Raw genomic sequence first — 17,427 nt, forward strand, 5'->3', positions numbered from 1 at the left:
CGGGCAAGGCGGTACCGCAACAGGGTGCGCCACCGCCCGTCGGAGTCTGGCGGAATGATCAGCTCGGCAACACGCCACGAGGTGTTCAACAGGTGCTCAACCTGTGTCCACTTCCGGAAGGATCGGTGTTCCGCTCAGTTCATGGCTCCACAGCACGTCGCTCACGCGCTTCACGCCAGCCGCCAGATGTCGGCGGTAGGTGCTGAACGACATCCCGAGGCGCCTGGCCGCCGCTTCCTGGGTGGGGGCGTCCTTGCTGTACGTGGTCGTGAGGACCTGGTGACGTCGGTCCCCGCCACGCTCCTCCAGCAGTGCGTCCACGGCGTGCGACAGGACATCACCGAGGCTCTGGCCGTGCTCGGTGACCAGGCGGACACGGCTGAGGGGGTTGGCGTCCAGTTCGCTGGGCCACCACAGGGCCCGCAGCGCGTCCCGCACGGCGGCGTCGAACTCCGGCCGGGACAGCACGACGTGTTCCACCCGTTCCGGCGCACTCCCGCCCGAAGGCGAAAGCATCGCGGTGTCCGCGCTCGCCAGCAGAGCGTCGGTCTTCTCCTCCACCCACGCCGAAGCGGACTGGACGCGCCAGTCGTGGGCGAACAGGCGGTACCCGTGATCGCCGACCACAGGTCTGGCATCGGTCGGCATCATGCCGCCGAGCTCGAAGTGATAGTTCCAGAACCCGTCGTCCCGCATCACGGTGAACGACCAGGCGAGGTGGTCGGCCCGGATGATGTCGCCGAACAACCGCCACTGGAACAGGTTCATGGAGGCCGACGGCCGCTGGTACGTCCCCGGATCCACGTGGAATCGCGCGACGCTCAGGTACTCCCCCGCTCGCAGCGGTTTGACGGCGCGTGCGTGAGCCCAGCCGGCGGCCACCACCGGATCGACGTCCTCCCCTTCCGGCGAGCTGAACCGCAACGTGGCCGAGAAGGCAACGATGTCATCGGTCCGAGCCGATCGGTAGACCTTGAACGCTTCGGGCTGCCGATCCAGCCAGAAGCGGACGATCGCGGCGGACTCGGCGCCCTCCGCCTCCTCGGCCAGCTCCACCACGCGCCCCTGGTCGGCCGGCGCACAGGGCAGTTCCCGCACCAGGCCGCGGGCGTCCCACGCGAAGGTTTCGGAGAGCCGGCCGAAGGCCCGTTGCAGGTACGTGAGGGCCTGCATCGCCTGGACCACCTGCGCGTCGGACGCCTCCCGGACCCGGCCGAGCAGGTACTGGTACATCCGCTGGTGCAGGGCGGCGAATCCGTCCGGGTCACGCCAACGCAGATCGGCCACCAGCACCTCCCGCACGACGTCGTGCGGGAAGAGCCCGGACGAGGTGGACTCGATGAACGGCTGGTTGCGCAGCCAGGTGAACAGATCGGCGGCACGCTCGCCCATCATCACCCGCAGCAGGGCCTCGGACGTGACATCGGCTTGAGCGCACACCTCCAGCGCCGCGCGGTGCGCCGGGCTCGGCGGATCTCCCACGAGCCGGGGCAGCAACGTCGCGACCACGTCCTGGCCCGGTGACCAGTCGGCCGCCCGAGGTGCCCCGTCCGCGTCCGGTTGGACGGCGACCGCCGCCGCCAGGGACAGGGCCAGCGGGTTTCCGCCGGTGAAGGCCAGCAGCGCCGGGTGCGCCGCGGCCGGGACGCCACGCACCCGCAGGAACGTGGAGGCGTCGTCCCGGGACAGGTTCCGCAGCGGCACGACGTGCAGCAGATCCGCCCATCCCGGGTCGGCGACCCAGAGCGGATCGGGGGCCGTGCGTCCGGCGACCACCGCGACCGCGCCCTGCGGCAACCGCGGCAGGAAGTGCTCCCACAACCAGTGCTCCAGGCCCTGGCAGGTCTCGAAGGCGTCGACCAGCAGCACCGACCCCGGCTCGCCGATCGCTCTTCCGGTCGCCTGCTCGAAGTCCTCGGGCGTCGCGGGAACCGTTCGGCCGTCCACCTCGACCACCAACCGTCCCGCCGCCCGCGCCGCGCCGGCGAACCACTTGAGCAGCGCGGACTTGCCGATCCCACCGGGTCCGTGCAGGTAGAGCACCGGCACCCCGGCGGAGTCCCCCGCCAGCGCGGACCGGAACAGCGCCCGCTCCGCCGCCCGCCCGACGAACGCCCGGTCCCGTGCCGCGACCACCAGGTCACCCAGCAAGCCGCTTTCCCCCGCCGTGTCCACCAACCCCCGCAAAGCTTCGAATGACCGATCACGCACGTCGTCCACTTCAAATCACCTGAAGGAACAACACGTGCGTCGACATGACTCGGTTCACGCCGCTGATCTCCCGACTCGTCGGTGAGGCAGGGCCGTGTCCGGAACGATGCGCGCTCGCCTGCGCGACCGAGGTCGCCCTCCACCTCACGGTCAGCAAGACGACGAACGGCCCGGCCGCGATACTCGCCCTCGTGATGATCTAAGTCACTTCCGGCGTGAATGGCGCCGCGGACAGCCTGGTTGCCCCACACCGGACCCGCCGTGAGCCGATCCGCGGTGCGCATCCGCGTGGGTCGTCTCGAACACCGTCGGCTCGATGAAGTAGCCGTGCTCGCTGCCGACGCCCGCGCGCTCGCCCTGTTCGTCGTGCACGAACAGACGTGTCTCCGCATCCGTGCCAGACCCTGAAAGGGAACTTCGCCGCACGTCCAGGACCGGATCTGTCCGCAACACCCGGCAGAGTGCGGGACAGGGCGGCGCGGACGGCGTCGCGAAGACGACGACAGCGGTCGGTCGTTCGCGACTGATCGGTGATCGGAGAGGAGAGACCGATGCTGCGGGGCCTCGCGGGAATCTGCTACTCGACCAGCGACATGCCGGCGGCGATCGCCTGGTACACCGAACTCGTCGGAACCGAGCCGTACTTCGTGCGCCCGGTCGACGGCCCGCCGGCTTACGCGGAGTTCCTGATCGGCGATCTTCAGGCCGAGCTGGGGCTCATCGATCGCCGCTACCTTCCGGCCGAGGCGAGCGACGGCGTAGGCGGTGTCGTCACAGCCTGGCACGTCGACGACGTTCGGGAGACGTTCGATCGGCTGGTGTCCATGGGGGCTCGTGAGTACGAGCCGATCACGGAACGGGAGGCCGGGTTCGTCACGGCGTCCGTCGTCGATCCGTTCGGCAACGTCGTTGGGCTGGAATACAACCCGCACTATCTTGAGATGCTCGCCGCACGAAAGTGATCGCGCGTTCGACGAGCAGGCGGCCGCCACTCACGCCTTCGCGTGTCGACCGTGCGCTGTCTGCGATCTACGTCCGTGCGGACCCTGCGCCTCTGAAGCCGCGCGATGATGTCGGAGCAACCGGCTGAACTGCGACGATGCAACGAATGGCGGCACCGGCCCAGTTCCGCGGCGTGATCTGATCCATACCTCCGCAATCGCGAAAACGGGTGCTCACAAGGAGATTCGATGCCGTTGCTCAGATACACCGCCAAGATCGCGGCCAGTGCGCTCGTGGCCGGAATCGCGATCGTCACCCTGTCCTCAGGTTCGGCAGGCGCCGACACCGTGATCCGCAAGCCCCAGCTCGTCGCGCCCGACAACAACGTGATCCGAAAGCCTCAGTAGACAGGGCTGATCGCCCGCTGGAGCGCGCCAACGCATTGGCACCAGCCGCGTGCGTTGGCGGCTCACAGCCAGGACGGTTCCGCCCCATCACGGCCGTCACCACAAGATGCCTGCGCCACCAGGGTGGTGGCACTCCGCACCAAAGTGGACACTCGACTCCGAGTGACTCGCTCGGCCCTTCCTGGCCTGCCGGGCCAACCGGGTCGTTCCCGATCTCCTAGCCGGCCACGCGCTTCCAGCCACTCTCTGCTGAGAACCGTGGTACACAGGGAATGATGGCCAGAGAATTCGTACTGCTCGGCGAGGTCGGTGTCCACGCGGGGAACGACGTCGCCGCCATCACGCAGCCCCGTCTCCTCGGGCTGCTGGCTGCGCTGCTGGTCGACGTGAACACCGTGCTCTCCTGCGAGACGCTGGTGGACCGGGTGTGGGGCGACGACCTTCCGCGCCATCCTCGCGCGTCCCTGCGCAACCACGTCGCCCGGTTGCGGGCGCTGCTCGGCGACGGTGACCGCACGATCGTCTCGCTGCCCGGCGGATATCTGCTCCGGGCTGATCCCGAGTCCGTGGACCTGCACCGGTTCCGGCGGTTGCGTGACGCCGGACGCGGGGCCGAGGCGCTCGCGTTGTGGCCGGGCGAGGCGCTGATCGGCGTGCACACCCCGTGGGCGGATGAGCTGCGGGCGCAACTGAACGCGGAACGCCTTGCCGCGCAGCGGGATCTGGTCGTGCCGCGGCAGCTTCCCGCTGCCCCGCTGTCGTTCGTCGGGCGGCACGACGACCTGTTGCGGCTGGACGCGGTCGTGGGCGGTGGCACGATGGCGATCTCGGCGATCGCGGGTACCGGCGGGGTCGGCAAGACCTGGCTCGCGTTGCGGTGGGCGCACGACAACGCGGCACGCTTTCCGGACGGCCAGCTCTACGCGAACCTGCGCGGCTTCGACCCGACCGGCGAACCGGTGGCGGCAGCGGCTGTGCTGCGGTCGTTCCTGCACGCTCTTGGTGTGCCACCGCAGGACGTTCCACAGGACGAGGACGCACGCGCGGCGTTGTTCCGGGCAGTGGTGGCCGGACGGAAGATCCTGGTGGTGCTGGACAACGCGCGGGACGCGGCGCAGGTCGCGGGCCTGCTGCCCGGCGGCAGTTGCGGTGTCCTGATCACGAGCCGCAACGATCTCGGCGACGTGACCGGCGAGCGCCTGTTCGTCGACTGCCTCAGCGAGGACGAGTCCCGCCGGCTGCTGGCCCACCACGTCGGCGCACAACGGCTTGAGGACGAGCCCGAGGAGGCCGCGAAGCTCCTTCGGTACTGCGCCGGGCTGCCGCTGGCGCTCAGCATCGTCGCCACCCGCGCGGCGCATCACCCGGAGTTTCCGCTGGCGGCGTTGTCCACGGAACTCACGGACGGTCTCGAGGCACTCGACGGCGATGATCCCAGCGCCAGCCTGAGCGCTGTGCTCACGTCGTCCTGCCGGGCGCTCTCGCCGCGCGCGGCGAGAGCGTTCCGGCTGCTCGGTCAGATGATCGGACCGGACATCAGCCACGCGGCCGCTGTTGCTCTCTGCGAGGACCCCGGCGCGCTCACCGAACTGGAGAGAGCTCATCTGGTGGAGCAGCATCGGCCGGGGCGCTACCGCATGCACGACCTCGTGTTGAAGTACGCGCGCGACGCCGAGCCCGATCCAGCGGGGACCAGGCGGCTGCTCGACTTCTACCTGCGGTCCGACCAACTCGACGACGAGGTCGACAACATCGTGGCGGCCGGGGACTTCGCCGCAGCACACGGCTGGCACGAGCACGCGTGGCGGCTCGCGAACGTGATCTGGTACTTCCGGTACGTCCGCGGCCACAGCACGAACTGGGTGCCGAACCTCGAACGCGCGCTGGCCGCCGCCCGGCAGACCGGGGACGCGCGAGGTGTGGCCACCACGGTGAAGAACCTCGGTGTGGCGCTGTACTGGAACATGCGGATCGAAGAAGCCGTACGGTGCTTCGAGGAAGCGTTGGACCTGTACGCCACGCTGGGCGACGAGCGATCGGTGAGCGGAACGCTGAACAACCTCGGCGCCGCGCACGCCCGGCTCGGCAAGGACACCGAGTCGATCGCTTACTACGAGCGGGCACTTCACTGCCTGGACTACCTGCCGGAGGCACGGGCCGGAGCGCTCGGCAACATGGCGCAGGTGCTCGCGCGCCAGGGCCGGATCGCCGAGGCGGAGGCGAACTGCTTGCGTGCGCTGGAACTGAACCGGAAGTGGGGCTCGGACGACATCGAGGGCCACATCGTGGGCAGCTTGGCGATCGCGCTGCGCGCCGCCGGCCGGTTCGACGAGGCGCTCGCCCGGCACCACCAGGCGCTCGGGTTGCTGCGCAGCGTGAACGACCGCGTGGGTGAGTGCGAGACGCTGAACGAACTCGGCGAAACGTTGCGCCGCATGGGTGATCCGGCTGCGGTAACGGCGCATCGACAAGCGCTGACGCTCGCCGAGACCATGGCCAACCCGTTCGAGATCGCCCGTGCCCGCGAGGGTGAGCAGCTGGCGGCGGCGAACGCGTTGAGTTCACCAGTTTCGCCGGACGTGGTCCCGCCGAACGGGTTTTCGTGACACGGCCGACGGGCAACGGCGGGCTGAACGTGGTGTTCGGCGACGGGGTGAGAGGGTCGAGGCTGCCGACAGGTGGACGGGCAGGACCGTCCGCTGCTTCTCCTGCCGAACGGTGTCCAGCAGCACTTCGCGCCGCTCGCGGTGGTGGGCGAAGGGCTGCGGGACCTGCGCCGGGTGTTCGCCCCGATCGCGAGACCGATCTGAGGACGCCTGACTCGGCCAGGGCAATGGAGTTGCCCGCGTCACAACAGGTGGAAGTTGACACCGGTGTCATCGAATAGCTTCGCGTCGTCCCCGAATCGACGGCGAAGGAGCGAAACACCATGGGCAAAGCGTTGGGGTACAAGGCTTTCGGCGATGCTGACGTGCAGGAGTTCTTCGAGCGGCCGGATCCCACCCCTGGGCCCTCCGAGGTCCTCGTACGAGTCGCGGCTGCCGGAGTCAACCCGCTCGATCACAAGCTGCGGTCCGGCCACGGCACCGCCCTGAACGGCCACGTGCCCTTCCCCCAGGTCCTCGGCATGGAGGCGGCCGGCACGGTGCTGGCCGTCGGTGACGAAGTGACCGGGCTGAGCGTCGGCGACCGGGTTGCCGGGTTCGCTCTCACCGGTGCGGGCACGTACGCGGAGACCACGCTGCTGCTCGGCGAGGCCACGGCTCGCATTCCGGACGCACTGCCGGAGACCTGGGCGGCGACCATCCCCGTCGCCGGCACCACCGCGCTGGACGTGCTCGACCAACTCGACCTGCCGGCCGGCGCGTCGCTGCTGGTGAACGGCATCGGCGGCGGCGTCGGTATCGCGCTGGCCCAGCTCGCGCGAGACCGCGGGCTGGTCGTGACCGGCACGGCCGGCCCGACCAAACGGGACCTCGTGACGGCGGCCGGCGCGACCTTCGTCGACTACACCGACGGCGACCTGACGCGCCGGCTCCGCGCGCTCGCTCCGGACGGCTTCGCGGCCGTGGCCGACAACGTGGGCGGCGAGTCCCTGCGTGCTGTCGCCGCGCTGGCGGCGCGGCCGGGGGCGATCATCTCCGTCGGGGACCCGTCCGTGACCGAACTGGGCGGCGAGATGGTGCGCCGCCGCCTCGACCGGGCGAACCTCGAACGCGCCGCCGAACTGATGACCACCGGTCGTCTGGATCCGCACATCACGCGGACGTACCCGCTCGAGCAGGCGGACCAGGCCTTGGCGCTCGTCGAATCAGGGCACGCCTCGGGCAAGCTCGTCATCGACCTGAGCCTCTGACCAGCGCTCAGGCGGCGCCGGCCTGGTGCCGGTACCGCGTGTTGATCTCGATCAGCTCGTCGAGGGCGGACCTGGCCTCGACGAGCCGGTCGATGTCGGCGGTCAGCCGGTCGCGTTCTCCGACCATCGTCGTGAAAGCGTCCTCCACCACCTCGCTGTCATCGGTGTCGACGCAGGGAAGCAACCGGGCGATCACCTTGCTGCTCAACCCGGCGTCGAACAACCTCCGGATCATCTCGACCCGCGCGACCTCCGCAGCCGTGTAGTGACGTTGCCCGCCGATCGACCGCGTGCTGTGCAACAGGCCCTGCTGCTCGTAGTACCGCAGCGACCGGGCGCTGACGCCGGTCAGCCGAGCCAGTTCACCGATCTTCATCGTCTCGGCATCAGGATTCGTGGTCACGAAACCAGCCTACGGGCGTGCTGGAGCAAGCAATGCTCTCGGCTGCGAGCTACACGTCAGCGCACCCGGACTCGCCGGGCAACAGCGGCCGGAACACCACGACGAACGACGTCGCGCCGATGCGGAACCGCGTCCCCTTCGGCACGTCGCGCGCGAGTCCCGACACCTGTGCGGCGTCCAGCACCACGCAGAGCCCAGGGTCGATCTGCACGTCCGGTGGCGCGAACGGCCACGGGCGCGCGTCCTTCGAAGAGTCCGGTGCCCACGCCACGGCGGCGATCTTCGTCGGCTGGTAGGGCGTCGCCGTGCCGTCCACGTGCAGCGTCGCGTGGAAGTCAGCCAGTTCGCCCTCCGGGTTCACGGCCCTGGTGACGAACCGGTGGCCGCCCGAGTTCAGCACGAACACCTGCGTGTACCCGTCGACCACGGAGTTGTTGCTGATGTCCTGGTCGCGGTTCAGCCCTGCGTCGTGGGCGTCCTCGTAGAACTCCACCGCCCTGTCGTGTCCTATTTGGACGATCTCGGCCGTCTGCAACGCACCTGCCGCCGGGCCCGGCCGGAGCACCGTGCCGTCGCCGTAGAGGCTGAACTCCGGCAGCTCGGCCGGCCGGGGACTGGGCATGCCGACCAGCTGCTTCGCCTGCAGCGCGAGCCCGTCCGGCAACGCCGGAGCGTTCGTTCCGCACCCGGCCAGCACGATCGCGCACATCGCCAAGTACCACCGCATCACGTTCCCCCTGTCCGGGGTTGCCCCAGGACGGGCCTGGAGCAACCCCTCATGGTCAGGAGACGGAAAGCGTGTAGGTTCCGTTGCCCGCCTTGTTCACCAGCACCACGCTGTAGCAGTCCAGTGCTGGTCCGGGCGCGGTGAACTCGACCTGTTCCGCCTCACCAGGGCCGTGGCCGGTCGACGACGCGGCGGCCTGGGCCCGTGATGCGATGACCGGACGACTGCCGTCCGACGACATGACGAACAGTTGCGCGTCCTGGCTCGCGTTGTCCGGCGTCGCGGTCACCGTGAACTTCGTGCCCGCCTCGACGCAGTGATCCCGGGCCACCACCACGTTGTCGTCGCCCATCGTGAACTTCTCCTCGGGGCGCAACAGGTTCGCGCCGTTCGCGAACTGGATCCGGTAGTCACCGGTCCCGTTCACGTGGGTCACCTCGGGGTAGAAGTCCCCGGCCGGACGGCCACCCTGGTTGGTGTCGATCGCGATGAAGTCCACCTCGCCCTGGCCCGCTACGCTCACGGCCAGCAGCTGACGCAGTTCCGGATCGTCGTAGAGACGCAGGTCGTAGTCCGCGTTGGCGGGCGGTCGGATCGCGACGACCGACCAGAACGCGACCGACGTGTCGACCCGGTACCGGTGCGGCTGGTTCTGCAACGGCGCGGGACGGGTCCGCGTCTGGTAGTCGCCCAGCGGCTCGCGGAACCCGTAGTCGATCGTGTTCTGGTACAGCGCGGCCAGCGGACCGGGGCCGACGTCGAAACCGGCCTGCCCGCGCTGGCGCCAGAACTCGGCGAAGGTCGACGAGCGGAAGCGCAGGAACGTCTGCCAGATCTCGGTGTACGGGTTCTCCGTGCGCGCGTCCCAGTGGGGCTCGTTGTGGGCGTCCGCGAGGTCGAGCAACGCACCCGCGACGCGACCTTCGACGCCGTCGCCGTTGGCCCAGTTCGGCTCGCCCCACGTCACGTTCTCCAGCTCGACGGTGAAACCGTCGCCGCGGTACTCGTGGTCGTTGAACACCGCCGCCTGGTACCAGTCGGGGAAGCCCTCGCTCCACGCGCAGCTGGCGCCGCTCTCCCCGTTGATGAAGTGCGGCGACGGGCAGTTGGCGTTCGGGAAGTTGTCGTTGTACACGTCGTCCATCACAGCGTGACCGAGCTCGTGCACGACGATGCTGCGGAAGTCCGGCGCGTTGGCGCGCAGGTGGACCTCGTCGCTGTTCGGGAGGTAGTGGTTGTTCGCCGGGTTGTAGTCCCAGCGCCAGTTGAAGTCGACGCGCCGGCAGTCGTGGTCGTCGGCGTCCCAGCAGTCGCTCGGCGTCCAGTCGGACGCGGAGTTGATCTGGTCGAAGGCTTCCACAGCCCGCATGTACCGCGGGTCGGTGGGTTGCTGGGCGCCGAACGGCAGGGTGCGTCCGTCACCGACGTCGTTCATCGTCGCGGTGCGGAAGTTGTACGGGTCGTCGTCGAACTCGACTCCCCAGGAACCGTTCTGCGCCACGAACTTCAGGTACACGTCGGCGCCACCGGAGAAGTCGTCGTTCGGGAAGCACAGCCGGAACGCGCCGTTGCCGTCGGTGAGCGCCACGCCGAGCAGATCGTCCGGACCGTTGTCGTCGTCCCACGCCTCGACCACGAAGTTCGCCGAGGTGCGGAACGTTCCGGTGTGATCCCGGTAGTTCCAGCTGCCGGTCGCGCACACCGGTGCGGCCTGCGCCCGTGGAGGGTCGTCGCTGTGCGGTTTCCGCTGCTGTGCCGCCGGGGCGACGGCCGGTGCCAGCCACGGCGTGGCCCGCGTCGATGCCACGCCGGCGGGAATCTGTTGCGTCGCACCGGTTTCCGCACGTGAGCCCAGGTAGGACGACTTGCCGTCGGCGCCGATCGTGGCGGCCGCGACGAACGTGTCCGAGTTCAGCTCGGGATTCACCGGCGCGACCGCGCGCACGCTGATCAGCAGCGTCCCGGTGGCCACGGCCTGGACGGCGCCCTGGAACCGCACCGTCTGACCTGCGGAGAGGTCCGTCGTGGTGGTGGCGCGGCCGACCTTCTCGAAGTCGGTCGGGACGGACGAGGCGACGTCCCTTGCGGACATCCCGTCCGGAACCGTGCTCCACCTGGCGATTCCCGGTACGTCGGCGTCGATCCGGACGCCTTTCAAGTCCACATCGGACGTCACTTCGAAACTGATCCGCGCGGTCTCACCGAGACTCGGCGCCCGGTCGAGTTCCGCTTTCGCATGCACACAACGGGTCTCGCACTTCGCCGGTGCTGCGACGGCCTGTGTGGCCGTCACACCGGCACCCACCAGAATTATTGCAGCACAAAGAGAACTTGCTAATCGCACGTATCCCCCTACAGCAACAGCACCAACGGCTTACGCCGAACTCCCCCGAGTTCCCCAGGGCGTGCCCCGGTGCGGCTCCCACCATAGCGCGCATCGCGGGGGATGATGGGGACATGACTGAACCGGACTACACCGAAGACGGCGTGCCGACGTTCGACTTCGTCCGCGACAAGATCGAGAACCGGAACCTCACCACCGAGGCCGCCGCCGAGCTGGCCGGTGATCCGCAGCACGTCCAGGACCAGTTCGAGCAGCGCGAGGAGGCAGGCCGCGACCGTCTGGAGGAGATCCGCAGGTCGTTGCGCGGCGAGTGACGCGAGCGAGGGAGTCAGCCGGTCCGCAGGCGCAGGCCCGTGTAGAGGCGCACGGCGGCGCCCAGGTTCGGCACCCTGATCTCGCGGTCGACCCGGAAGTGCTTGCGCAGGGCCGGTTGCAGGCGCTCGCGGCGGTCACCGTACTGGCTCGGGCCCTGCCGCGTGAGCAGGCGCAGAGGAACGTTCCAGAGCGCCCCGGTGCCCGGCGTGCACACGATCAGCGTGCCACCCGGACGAAGCACGCGGCGCATTTCCGCGCACGCCGCTTCGATGTCCGGGACGTATTCCAGGGTGCTCACCGACACCAGGCAGTCGAACGAAGCCGTGTCGTAGGGCAGGTTCTCCGCGCCGGCGGTGGCCAGGGTCGCGGTCACGTCGTGACGGGCCAGGTTGGCCTCCACCTCGGCGCGCATCGGGTGCGGGTCCACGCCGTGCAGGTCGTCGCAGTGGCGGGCCAGCTCCGGCAGGAAGACGCCGCTGCCGTAGCCGATGTCGAGCAGGCGCGGGAAGTTCGTGTCGGCCAGCAGTTCCACGATGATCCGGAACCGCAGCCGCTGCACGCCGCGCAGGACCGGGAGGTGGTTCCAGGTCGGGTGGTCCACCTCGCTGGTCGGAGTGAGGCCCTCCTTCGGCAGCAACGTCAGTGGGCGGCTGGGCTTCATCGGGTCCTCGTTTCGGTCGGGAGAACGGAAGACGTGTGCCGGACGACGGTCAGGAACCACCAGGCCAGCACGACGTTGCAGGTCGTGAAGGCGGCGATCATGCCTGTCGCGCCGGCGAACACGGCTCCCGCGGCCTGCAGGGCCAGGCCCGGGACGAAGGCCGCGGTCAGCGCGGCGCGGACGCGCTGCAGGCCCAGGGAGGGCTGGACGGTGAACACGCAGAACAGCACGACCACCAGGGCGTGGGCGGTGGCGCCGACGGCCGCCAGCACCAGGAGCGGCGCGCTCAGGTGGTCCAGTGCGTCGGCGGCGACCAGGCCCGCCACCACCAGTGCGGATGCGCCCGCCACCGACGCCGCCAGAGCGCGAGGGGCGTGGCGAAGGACCGCTCTCCGGCCGGCGGCCGGGTCCCGGCGGGCCAGCAGGGAGATCAGGACCGACGCCAGCGAGTCGGTGAACAGCACGCCGATCACGCGTCGGCAGCTGCCGATGTAGAGGGCGTAGACGGCCACCGCCGCCGGGCCCGCCGCTCGCACCAGGAGGATCACGTCGAACGCGAACAGCAGCGCCAGCAACGACTGACCGGTGCTGTAGGCCCAGCCCGCACGCAGAAAGGGCCGGGCCAGCGCGGGGTCAGGACGTCCTGGCGCGCATCGCCGTCTGATCAGCATGCCCACCGCGCAGACGGTGTTGCCCGCGGTGATCATGGCCGAGTACGTGCCCGGATCACCCTCTCCCACCACCGAGAGCACCGCGGTCAGGTAGGAGAGGCCGTACGCCAGGCGCCACGCCGAGGCGAGCAGTTGCCGGCCCCGGATGCGGAGCAACGACTCCGCCAGCGTCAGCAAAGCCGCCGACGCGCCGAGTCCCGCCGCGTGCCACAGCAACGACGGTGCCGAGACGACCAGAAGCACCGCGCAGTAGCAGAAAGCGGTCACCGCGGACGCGGCGACGACGAACGCCACCGCCGTCCCGGTCACCACGCGACCGTCCGAGCCGGTCGCCATCGCCCGGCTGGCGGACACGTGGACGCCCCAGAGCATCGGGATGCCGAGGACCACGCCGACCGCCTGCACCGCGACGAACTCCCCGAACACGCCGAAGCCGTCGTAGCGGGCGATCAGGAGGCTGGCGACGGTGACCAGCACGCTCGCGCAGGCCGACAGCCCCGCCGGCGCCCAGGAGCGGGTGCGCGACACCCCCGCGGTCATCGGCGCACCGCCTCGGCGTAGACCTGGAGCGTGCGGTCGGCAGCCGCTTCCCACGAGTGGTGCGCGAGGACGTACCGGCGGGCGCGGTCGCCCAGGTCCGGATCGTGGTCGGACAGCGCGCGCAGGACCGCGGCCGCGAGCTCGCCCGGTGAGGTCGTGGCGGTGCGCAGGCACGCGCCCTCCTCGCTGCCCACCACCGCCTCGTCGAACCCCGGTCCGACGACCGTCCGCGCCCGCAGCGCCATGGCCTCCAGGGCGACGAACCCGAACGGCTCGTAGGCCGAGGGGAACGCGCAGACGTCGGCGGCCACCAGGTGGTCGCGCAGCTCGTCGGTGTTGAGGTAACGGCCGAGCACGTGCACACGGTCCTGAAGACCCAGCCGGGCGACCAACGAGCGCAGGCGGTCGTCCTGACCGACCTCGGGCCAGCCCGACCCGGCCAGCACGAGGGTCGCGTCGGGAATCAGCCTGATCGCTTCCACCAGCTCCGCCACCCCCTTGTGCGCCGCGTACCTGCCCGCGAACACGACCAGACGCCGTCCGTCCGGCAGTCCGTAGCGCGCCCGCACCTCCTTCCGCACCACCTCGCGTTCGGCCTCGTCGGGGCACGGCATCCGCCACGCCTTGCCGGCGCCGTGCGACACCACCGCCACGTTCCCGGCCAGGTACGGCACGGCGGCCGCGGTGTCCTTCGAGGGCACCACCACCAGCCGCGCCCACCGGGCCATCCCCCTGGTCAGCAGCCGCCCGAGGAAGGCGACCGCGCCGCGACTGCCCTCCCCGCGGAAGATCTCCGCCGAGTGGACGTGGAAACACACCGGGAGCCGCAACACCAGCGCGGACACCACCCCGGCGGGCGCGCACATCCAGTCGTGCACCGCGACCACGTCAGGCCGCCGCCGCGCGACGTGCCGAACACCGGCGACGTTCAGCCGCGCCAAGGCGATCGTCATGCCCAGCCGTGTCCTCGGCAGTCCGCTGCGGCCGGTGGGCACGCGGCGCACCGTCACCCGTCCCTGCCTGGTCACCGGCGGCAGGCCTCGATGCCGTGAGGCCCCCACCAGGTCGACCTCGGCAGCACCCGACGCCAGCCCGCCGAGCAACCCCTCCACGTAAGTCCCGATGCCGCCCAACGGATCCGGCGGTGCACCGGTGGACACCATGACGACCCTCATCACAGCAACCTCCCCACCGCGAGGCAGCCGAGCCACATCGCGGCGTTGACCACCAGCGGCACGTCGGTGAGCACGTCCTGACTCGGCTCGCCGCCCCGCTGCCCCGCCAGCAGGTACGCGTACCGGCACAGCGCGAACACCACGAACGGCACAGTGACCACGGACAACACGGAGGCCTGCGGGTCCGGCCCGGACAGCACGAACATCTCGTAGCTCACCAAGGTCGCCGCCAGCAGCACGGCGACGAGCTGGTCCAGCAACGGCACCGAATAGCCGCTGAGCGCCGGCCGCTGCGCCACCGCCAGGCCGCGGACACCCGCCAGCTCGTGCCTGCGCTTGCCCAGCGACATCAGCAGGCAGGTGAAGTACACGCACAGGATCACCGCGGGGTTGAACGGCGCCGCCACCGCCAGACAGCCCGCGACGGCCCGCAGCACGAACCCCGCCGCGACCACGCTGACGTCGATGAGCGGGTAGTGCTTGAGCTTGAGGCAGTACGCCAGGTTGAGCACGACGTACCCGGCGACGGTCGCCTGCACCGGCAACGGCAGCTGCGCACCGCACCCCAGCAACGCCGCCAGGCATCCGACGCCGAGCAGCACCGCGCCCAGCGGCCTGACCTTTCCGCTGGCGACCGGCCGGTGGCGCTTGACGGGGTGCAGCCTGTCCTTCTCCCGGTCGAGCCAGTCGTTGAGGACGTACACCGCTGAGGAGGCCGCGATGAAGGTGACCGTTGTGGACAGTGCCAGGAGGACGTTCTGCCACAACGCCAACGGATCCACGACGAGGGGGACGATCAGGACGAAGACGTTCTTGACCCACTGCCGGGGCCGCAGCAGCACCAGCCAGGCGGGCAGCCTGGACGGGCGCGGCACAGCCACCGGTGTGGAGCGGACCTGTTCGGGCACAACAGGTCCGTCGCTGAGCCGCCTCATGACCGGCGACCGCTCAACAGCCGCAGGAACGCCTCTTCGTGCGCGTCCAGGGACGTCTCGCCGCCGAACAGCTTCGTCGCCGCCTCCTTGCCTGCCGCGCGGTCCTCGGCGGGCAGGGCGGCCATCTCCAGCAGCGCCGCCCGCAGCGCCACGGGGTCCCGCGGCGGCACGAGCCGGCCGAACCCGGTGGCTGTCACGGGGTGGTTCGCGCCGGGCAGGTCGGTGGCCACCGGCGGAACGCCCGTCATCATGGCCTCCACCTGCACGATCCCGAACGACTCGGCGATCGACGGCAACGCGAACACGTCGATGGAGGCGTAGAAGTCCCGCACCGCCTGGTCACGCAACAACCCGGTGAACCTGATCCGCGTGTCGCCCGCGGCCTCCCTCCGCAGCTCGGCGATGTTGCTGCCACCGGCCACGGTGCGATCGTCCCCGGCGATCAGCAACCGCGCCGCGGGGTCGTTGATCGACCGGAACGCGCGGATGAGGTGTTCGATGCCCTTCTCCACGGCGATCCGCCCCATGAACCCGATGTGCAGGCCTTCCCCGTCGCGCAGCACGGGCGCGCCGCCGGAGCGGTCCAGGCACGGCGACGGGATGGGCAGCAGGGCGCGGCGCCGGATGGTGGGCCAGATCCGCGATCCCCTCGCCTGCTCCTCGCTGTTGGTGATGACGAGATCCGCCTTGCGCAGCGCCACCTTGCACACCTGGTCGACCGACCACAGGCCGAAGCGGTTCACCAGGCCGTCGGGCAGGAACGCGTCGATGTGGTAGGTCACGACGAGCTTGGCCGGACCTCGAGCGGCGGCGACGAACGCGGCCTCGGGGTTGGGCAGGTGCAGGTGCAGGAGGTCGGAGCGGGCGGCGAGGCGCCCGGCCAGGATCGGCAGCGCCGGGCTGAGAAACCCGCGGCTGACCTTGGCGAGCACCGGCGCCCGGAACACGTGGACGCCGTTGAGGACCTCGTGGCGCGGCAACGCCGGATCGTGCCGGGCGCAGACCACCGCGACCCGCCACCCCCGGCGGGCGAGCCCCTCCGCGGTCAGGCGCGCCGACTCGGTCAGGCCGCTGACGTAGGGGGCGTAGTAGTCGAGCATCACCGTCACGTCGAACGTTCGTGCGTGCGGCACAGTGTTTCCCTTCTCAGGTCTCAAGACGTGGGCGGGACGGTGACCCTGATCTCCTGCGCGGCGTGGTCCGAGAACGCCTCCCCGCCGCCGAAGCGGTAGCCGGGCACGACCAGGTCACCGGAGGTGTAAAGCCAGTCCAGCCGCCACAACCGGGGCAACGGGTAGTCGGAGACGGGCCAGGAGGGCGTGGACGAGCCGCCGCCGTCGGGATCGTGCGAGCGGATTCCCGTTCCCAGCCCGGTGAGCTCCATCCAGGGCGAGTTGAAGTCACCGGCCACGACGACCGGGTTGCGGTTGCCCGCGAGGTCGGCGCGCAACCGATCGAGCTCGCGCAGCCGCCAGGTGCCCTGGTCGTGCAGGAACCGGTAGAACCGGGCGCTGAACGGGTCGTCGCCGATCCGGAACGGCACCGGCAGGTGCACGTTGTAGAACGAGATCGTGCGGCCGCCGGCCCGCACGTCGGTGCGCTGGGACTTGCGGCCCTGCCAGTACCAGCCGGTCTCGGTGCCGGGGTCGGGCTGGTGGTGCGTGGCGACGACGGGCAGCCGGGTGAGGGTCAGCAGCTCACCGTCGGCCGACACCTCGTAACCGGGGAACTCCGCGCGCAGCCGGGCGGTGTCGTCGATGCGGACCGGCCGGTCGTCGCCCTGCCAGTACAGGTACTCCTGCAGCAGGTAGACGTCCGCGTCCTGGCGGCGCAGGAACTCGTAGAAGGCGTCCTCGTCGTCGGACATCCGCCAGTAGTCGGTGGACCAGGCGAAGACCTTCACCTCGATCCCCCGCACCCCGGTCTCGCCCGTCCACGTCGGGACACCGCCCGCCAAGCAGGCCCCGGCCAGCAACAGGATCACCAGCGCGGCGGACAGCCTGCGCCGCACGGGTCGCGCGAACCACGCGACCGCGAGCAGCACCACCGGAACCGCCACCAACGCGACCGGTGGAGTGGCTTCGAAAAGCAGCCACACCCACCACTCCCCCACCAGCAGGACGTGCAGAACGAGGAACACCGCCCACGCCACCGCGGCGCTCACGAGGAGCCGCGTTCCCCAGCACCACCGACGCCCCTTCGAGTCCTCTGTGGACTCCGTCGTGGTCTCTGCTGTCATG

18 protein-coding genes are annotated in these 17,427 nt (G+C 70.2%); 8 read left to right on the plus strand and 10 right to left on the minus strand.

Annotation, left to right across the window (positions count from 1 at the left end; genetic code table 11):
* Positions 1-96: 96 nt before the first annotated feature.
* Positions 97-2,211, minus strand: a complete 2,115-nt coding sequence (locus G7043_RS26755) for an AAA family ATPase (RefSeq protein ID WP_166050031.1) — start codon at positions 2,209-2,211, stop codon at positions 97-99.
* A 44-nt stretch (positions 2,212-2,255) separates the two neighbouring features.
* Here G7043_RS26755 and G7043_RS26760 point away from each other — a divergent pair, with 44 nt between their 5' ends.
* The 7 genes from G7043_RS26760 (at position 2,256) to G7043_RS26785 (ending at position 7,416) form a co-directional block, all read left to right on the plus strand.
* Positions 2,256-2,414: a hypothetical protein gene (locus G7043_RS26760; RefSeq protein WP_166050033.1), complete on the plus strand. Its 159-nt coding sequence runs from the start codon at positions 2,256-2,258 to the stop codon at positions 2,412-2,414.
* 58 nt (positions 2,415-2,472) lie between these two features.
* On the plus strand, positions 2,473-2,619 hold the full coding sequence (locus tag G7043_RS26765; protein ID WP_166050035.1) for a hypothetical protein: 147 nt from the start codon (positions 2,473-2,475) through the stop codon (positions 2,617-2,619).
* Between the two features lie 143 nt (positions 2,620-2,762).
* The gene (locus tag G7043_RS26770) at positions 2,763-3,173 is read left to right on the plus strand and encodes a VOC family protein (RefSeq protein WP_166050037.1); all 411 of its coding nucleotides are present in this window, start codon (positions 2,763-2,765) and stop codon (positions 3,171-3,173) included.
* A 228-nt stretch (positions 3,174-3,401) separates the two neighbouring features.
* The gene (locus G7043_RS26775) at positions 3,402-3,560 is read left to right on the plus strand and encodes a hypothetical protein (protein ID WP_166050039.1); all 159 of its coding nucleotides are present in this window, start codon (positions 3,402-3,404) and stop codon (positions 3,558-3,560) included.
* A 275-nt stretch (positions 3,561-3,835) separates the two neighbouring features.
* The gene (locus G7043_RS26780; RefSeq protein WP_166050041.1) at positions 3,836-6,166 is read left to right on the plus strand and encodes an ATP-binding protein; all 2,331 of its coding nucleotides are present in this window, start codon (positions 3,836-3,838) and stop codon (positions 6,164-6,166) included.
* 72 nt (positions 6,167-6,238) lie between these two features.
* The gene (locus G7043_RS49510; protein WP_278185854.1) at positions 6,239-6,370 is read left to right on the plus strand and encodes a hypothetical protein; all 132 of its coding nucleotides are present in this window, start codon (positions 6,239-6,241) and stop codon (positions 6,368-6,370) included.
* A gap of 119 nt (positions 6,371-6,489) precedes the next feature.
* Positions 6,490-7,416, plus strand: a complete 927-nt coding sequence (locus G7043_RS26785) for an NADP-dependent oxidoreductase (protein ID WP_207311742.1) — start codon at positions 6,490-6,492, stop codon at positions 7,414-7,416.
* 7 nt (positions 7,417-7,423) lie between these two features.
* Here the strand turns inward: G7043_RS26785 and G7043_RS26790 are convergent, their stop codons facing one another.
* Genes G7043_RS26790 through G7043_RS26800 form a run of 3 tightly spaced genes read right to left on the minus strand, consistent with a single transcriptional unit; the run spans position 7,424 to position 10,839 of the window.
* Positions 7,424-7,819, minus strand: coding sequence for a MerR family transcriptional regulator (locus G7043_RS26790; RefSeq protein WP_390828084.1), 396 nt, complete (start codon positions 7,817-7,819; stop codon positions 7,424-7,426).
* 49 nt (positions 7,820-7,868) lie between these two features.
* Positions 7,869-8,546: a hypothetical protein gene (locus G7043_RS26795; RefSeq protein ID WP_166050043.1), complete on the minus strand. Its 678-nt coding sequence runs from the start codon at positions 8,544-8,546 to the stop codon at positions 7,869-7,871.
* A 55-nt stretch (positions 8,547-8,601) separates the two neighbouring features.
* Positions 8,602-10,839, minus strand: a complete 2,238-nt coding sequence (locus G7043_RS26800; protein ID WP_166050045.1) for a hypothetical protein — start codon at positions 10,837-10,839, stop codon at positions 8,602-8,604.
* 164 nt (positions 10,840-11,003) lie between these two features.
* On the opposite strand from G7043_RS26800, the gene G7043_RS26805 reads away from it, so the two are divergent.
* Positions 11,004-11,204, plus strand: a complete 201-nt coding sequence (locus tag G7043_RS26805; RefSeq protein ID WP_166050047.1) for a hypothetical protein — start codon at positions 11,004-11,006, stop codon at positions 11,202-11,204.
* Positions 11,205-11,218: 14 nt separating this feature from the next.
* Here G7043_RS26805 and G7043_RS26810 read toward each other — a convergent pair whose 3' ends face one another.
* Genes G7043_RS26810 through G7043_RS26835 form a run of 6 tightly spaced genes read right to left on the minus strand, consistent with a single transcriptional unit; the run spans position 11,219 to position 17,426 of the window.
* A complete protein-coding gene (locus G7043_RS26810) occupies positions 11,219-11,866 on the minus strand; it encodes a class I SAM-dependent methyltransferase (protein ID WP_166050049.1) in 648 nt (215 codons plus the stop codon).
* Positions 11,863-13,077, minus strand: a complete 1,215-nt coding sequence (locus G7043_RS26815) for a hypothetical protein (RefSeq protein WP_166050051.1) — start codon at positions 13,075-13,077, stop codon at positions 11,863-11,865. The genes G7043_RS26810 and G7043_RS26815 overlap by 4 nt, the downstream gene beginning before the upstream one ends.
* Positions 13,074-14,252 carry a glycosyltransferase family 4 protein gene (locus tag G7043_RS26820; protein ID WP_166050054.1) on the minus strand — a complete coding sequence of 393 codons (1,179 nt, stop codon included), beginning with the start codon at positions 14,250-14,252 and terminating at the stop codon, positions 13,074-13,076. The genes G7043_RS26815 and G7043_RS26820 overlap by 4 nt, the downstream gene beginning before the upstream one ends.
* Positions 14,252-15,187, minus strand: a complete 936-nt coding sequence (locus tag G7043_RS26825) for a UbiA prenyltransferase family protein (RefSeq protein ID WP_166050056.1) — start codon at positions 15,185-15,187, stop codon at positions 14,252-14,254. Before G7043_RS26825 ends, G7043_RS26820 begins: the two co-directional genes overlap by 1 nt.
* Positions 15,184-16,320 carry a glycosyltransferase family 4 protein gene (locus G7043_RS26830; RefSeq protein WP_207311743.1) on the minus strand — a complete coding sequence of 379 codons (1,137 nt, stop codon included), beginning with the start codon at positions 16,318-16,320 and terminating at the stop codon, positions 15,184-15,186. The genes G7043_RS26825 and G7043_RS26830 overlap by 4 nt, the downstream gene beginning before the upstream one ends.
* A gap of 20 nt (positions 16,321-16,340) precedes the next feature.
* Positions 16,341-17,426, minus strand: a complete 1,086-nt coding sequence (locus tag G7043_RS26835; RefSeq protein WP_166050058.1) for an endonuclease/exonuclease/phosphatase family protein — start codon at positions 17,424-17,426, stop codon at positions 16,341-16,343.
* Between the last annotated feature and the right edge of the window lies 1 nt (position 17,427).

Origin of the sequence: Lentzea alba, from assembly GCF_011067745.1 — a bacterium.
In the GTDB taxonomy this organism is placed as follows: Bacteria; Actinomycetota; Actinomycetes; order Mycobacteriales; family Pseudonocardiaceae; genus Lentzea; species Lentzea alba.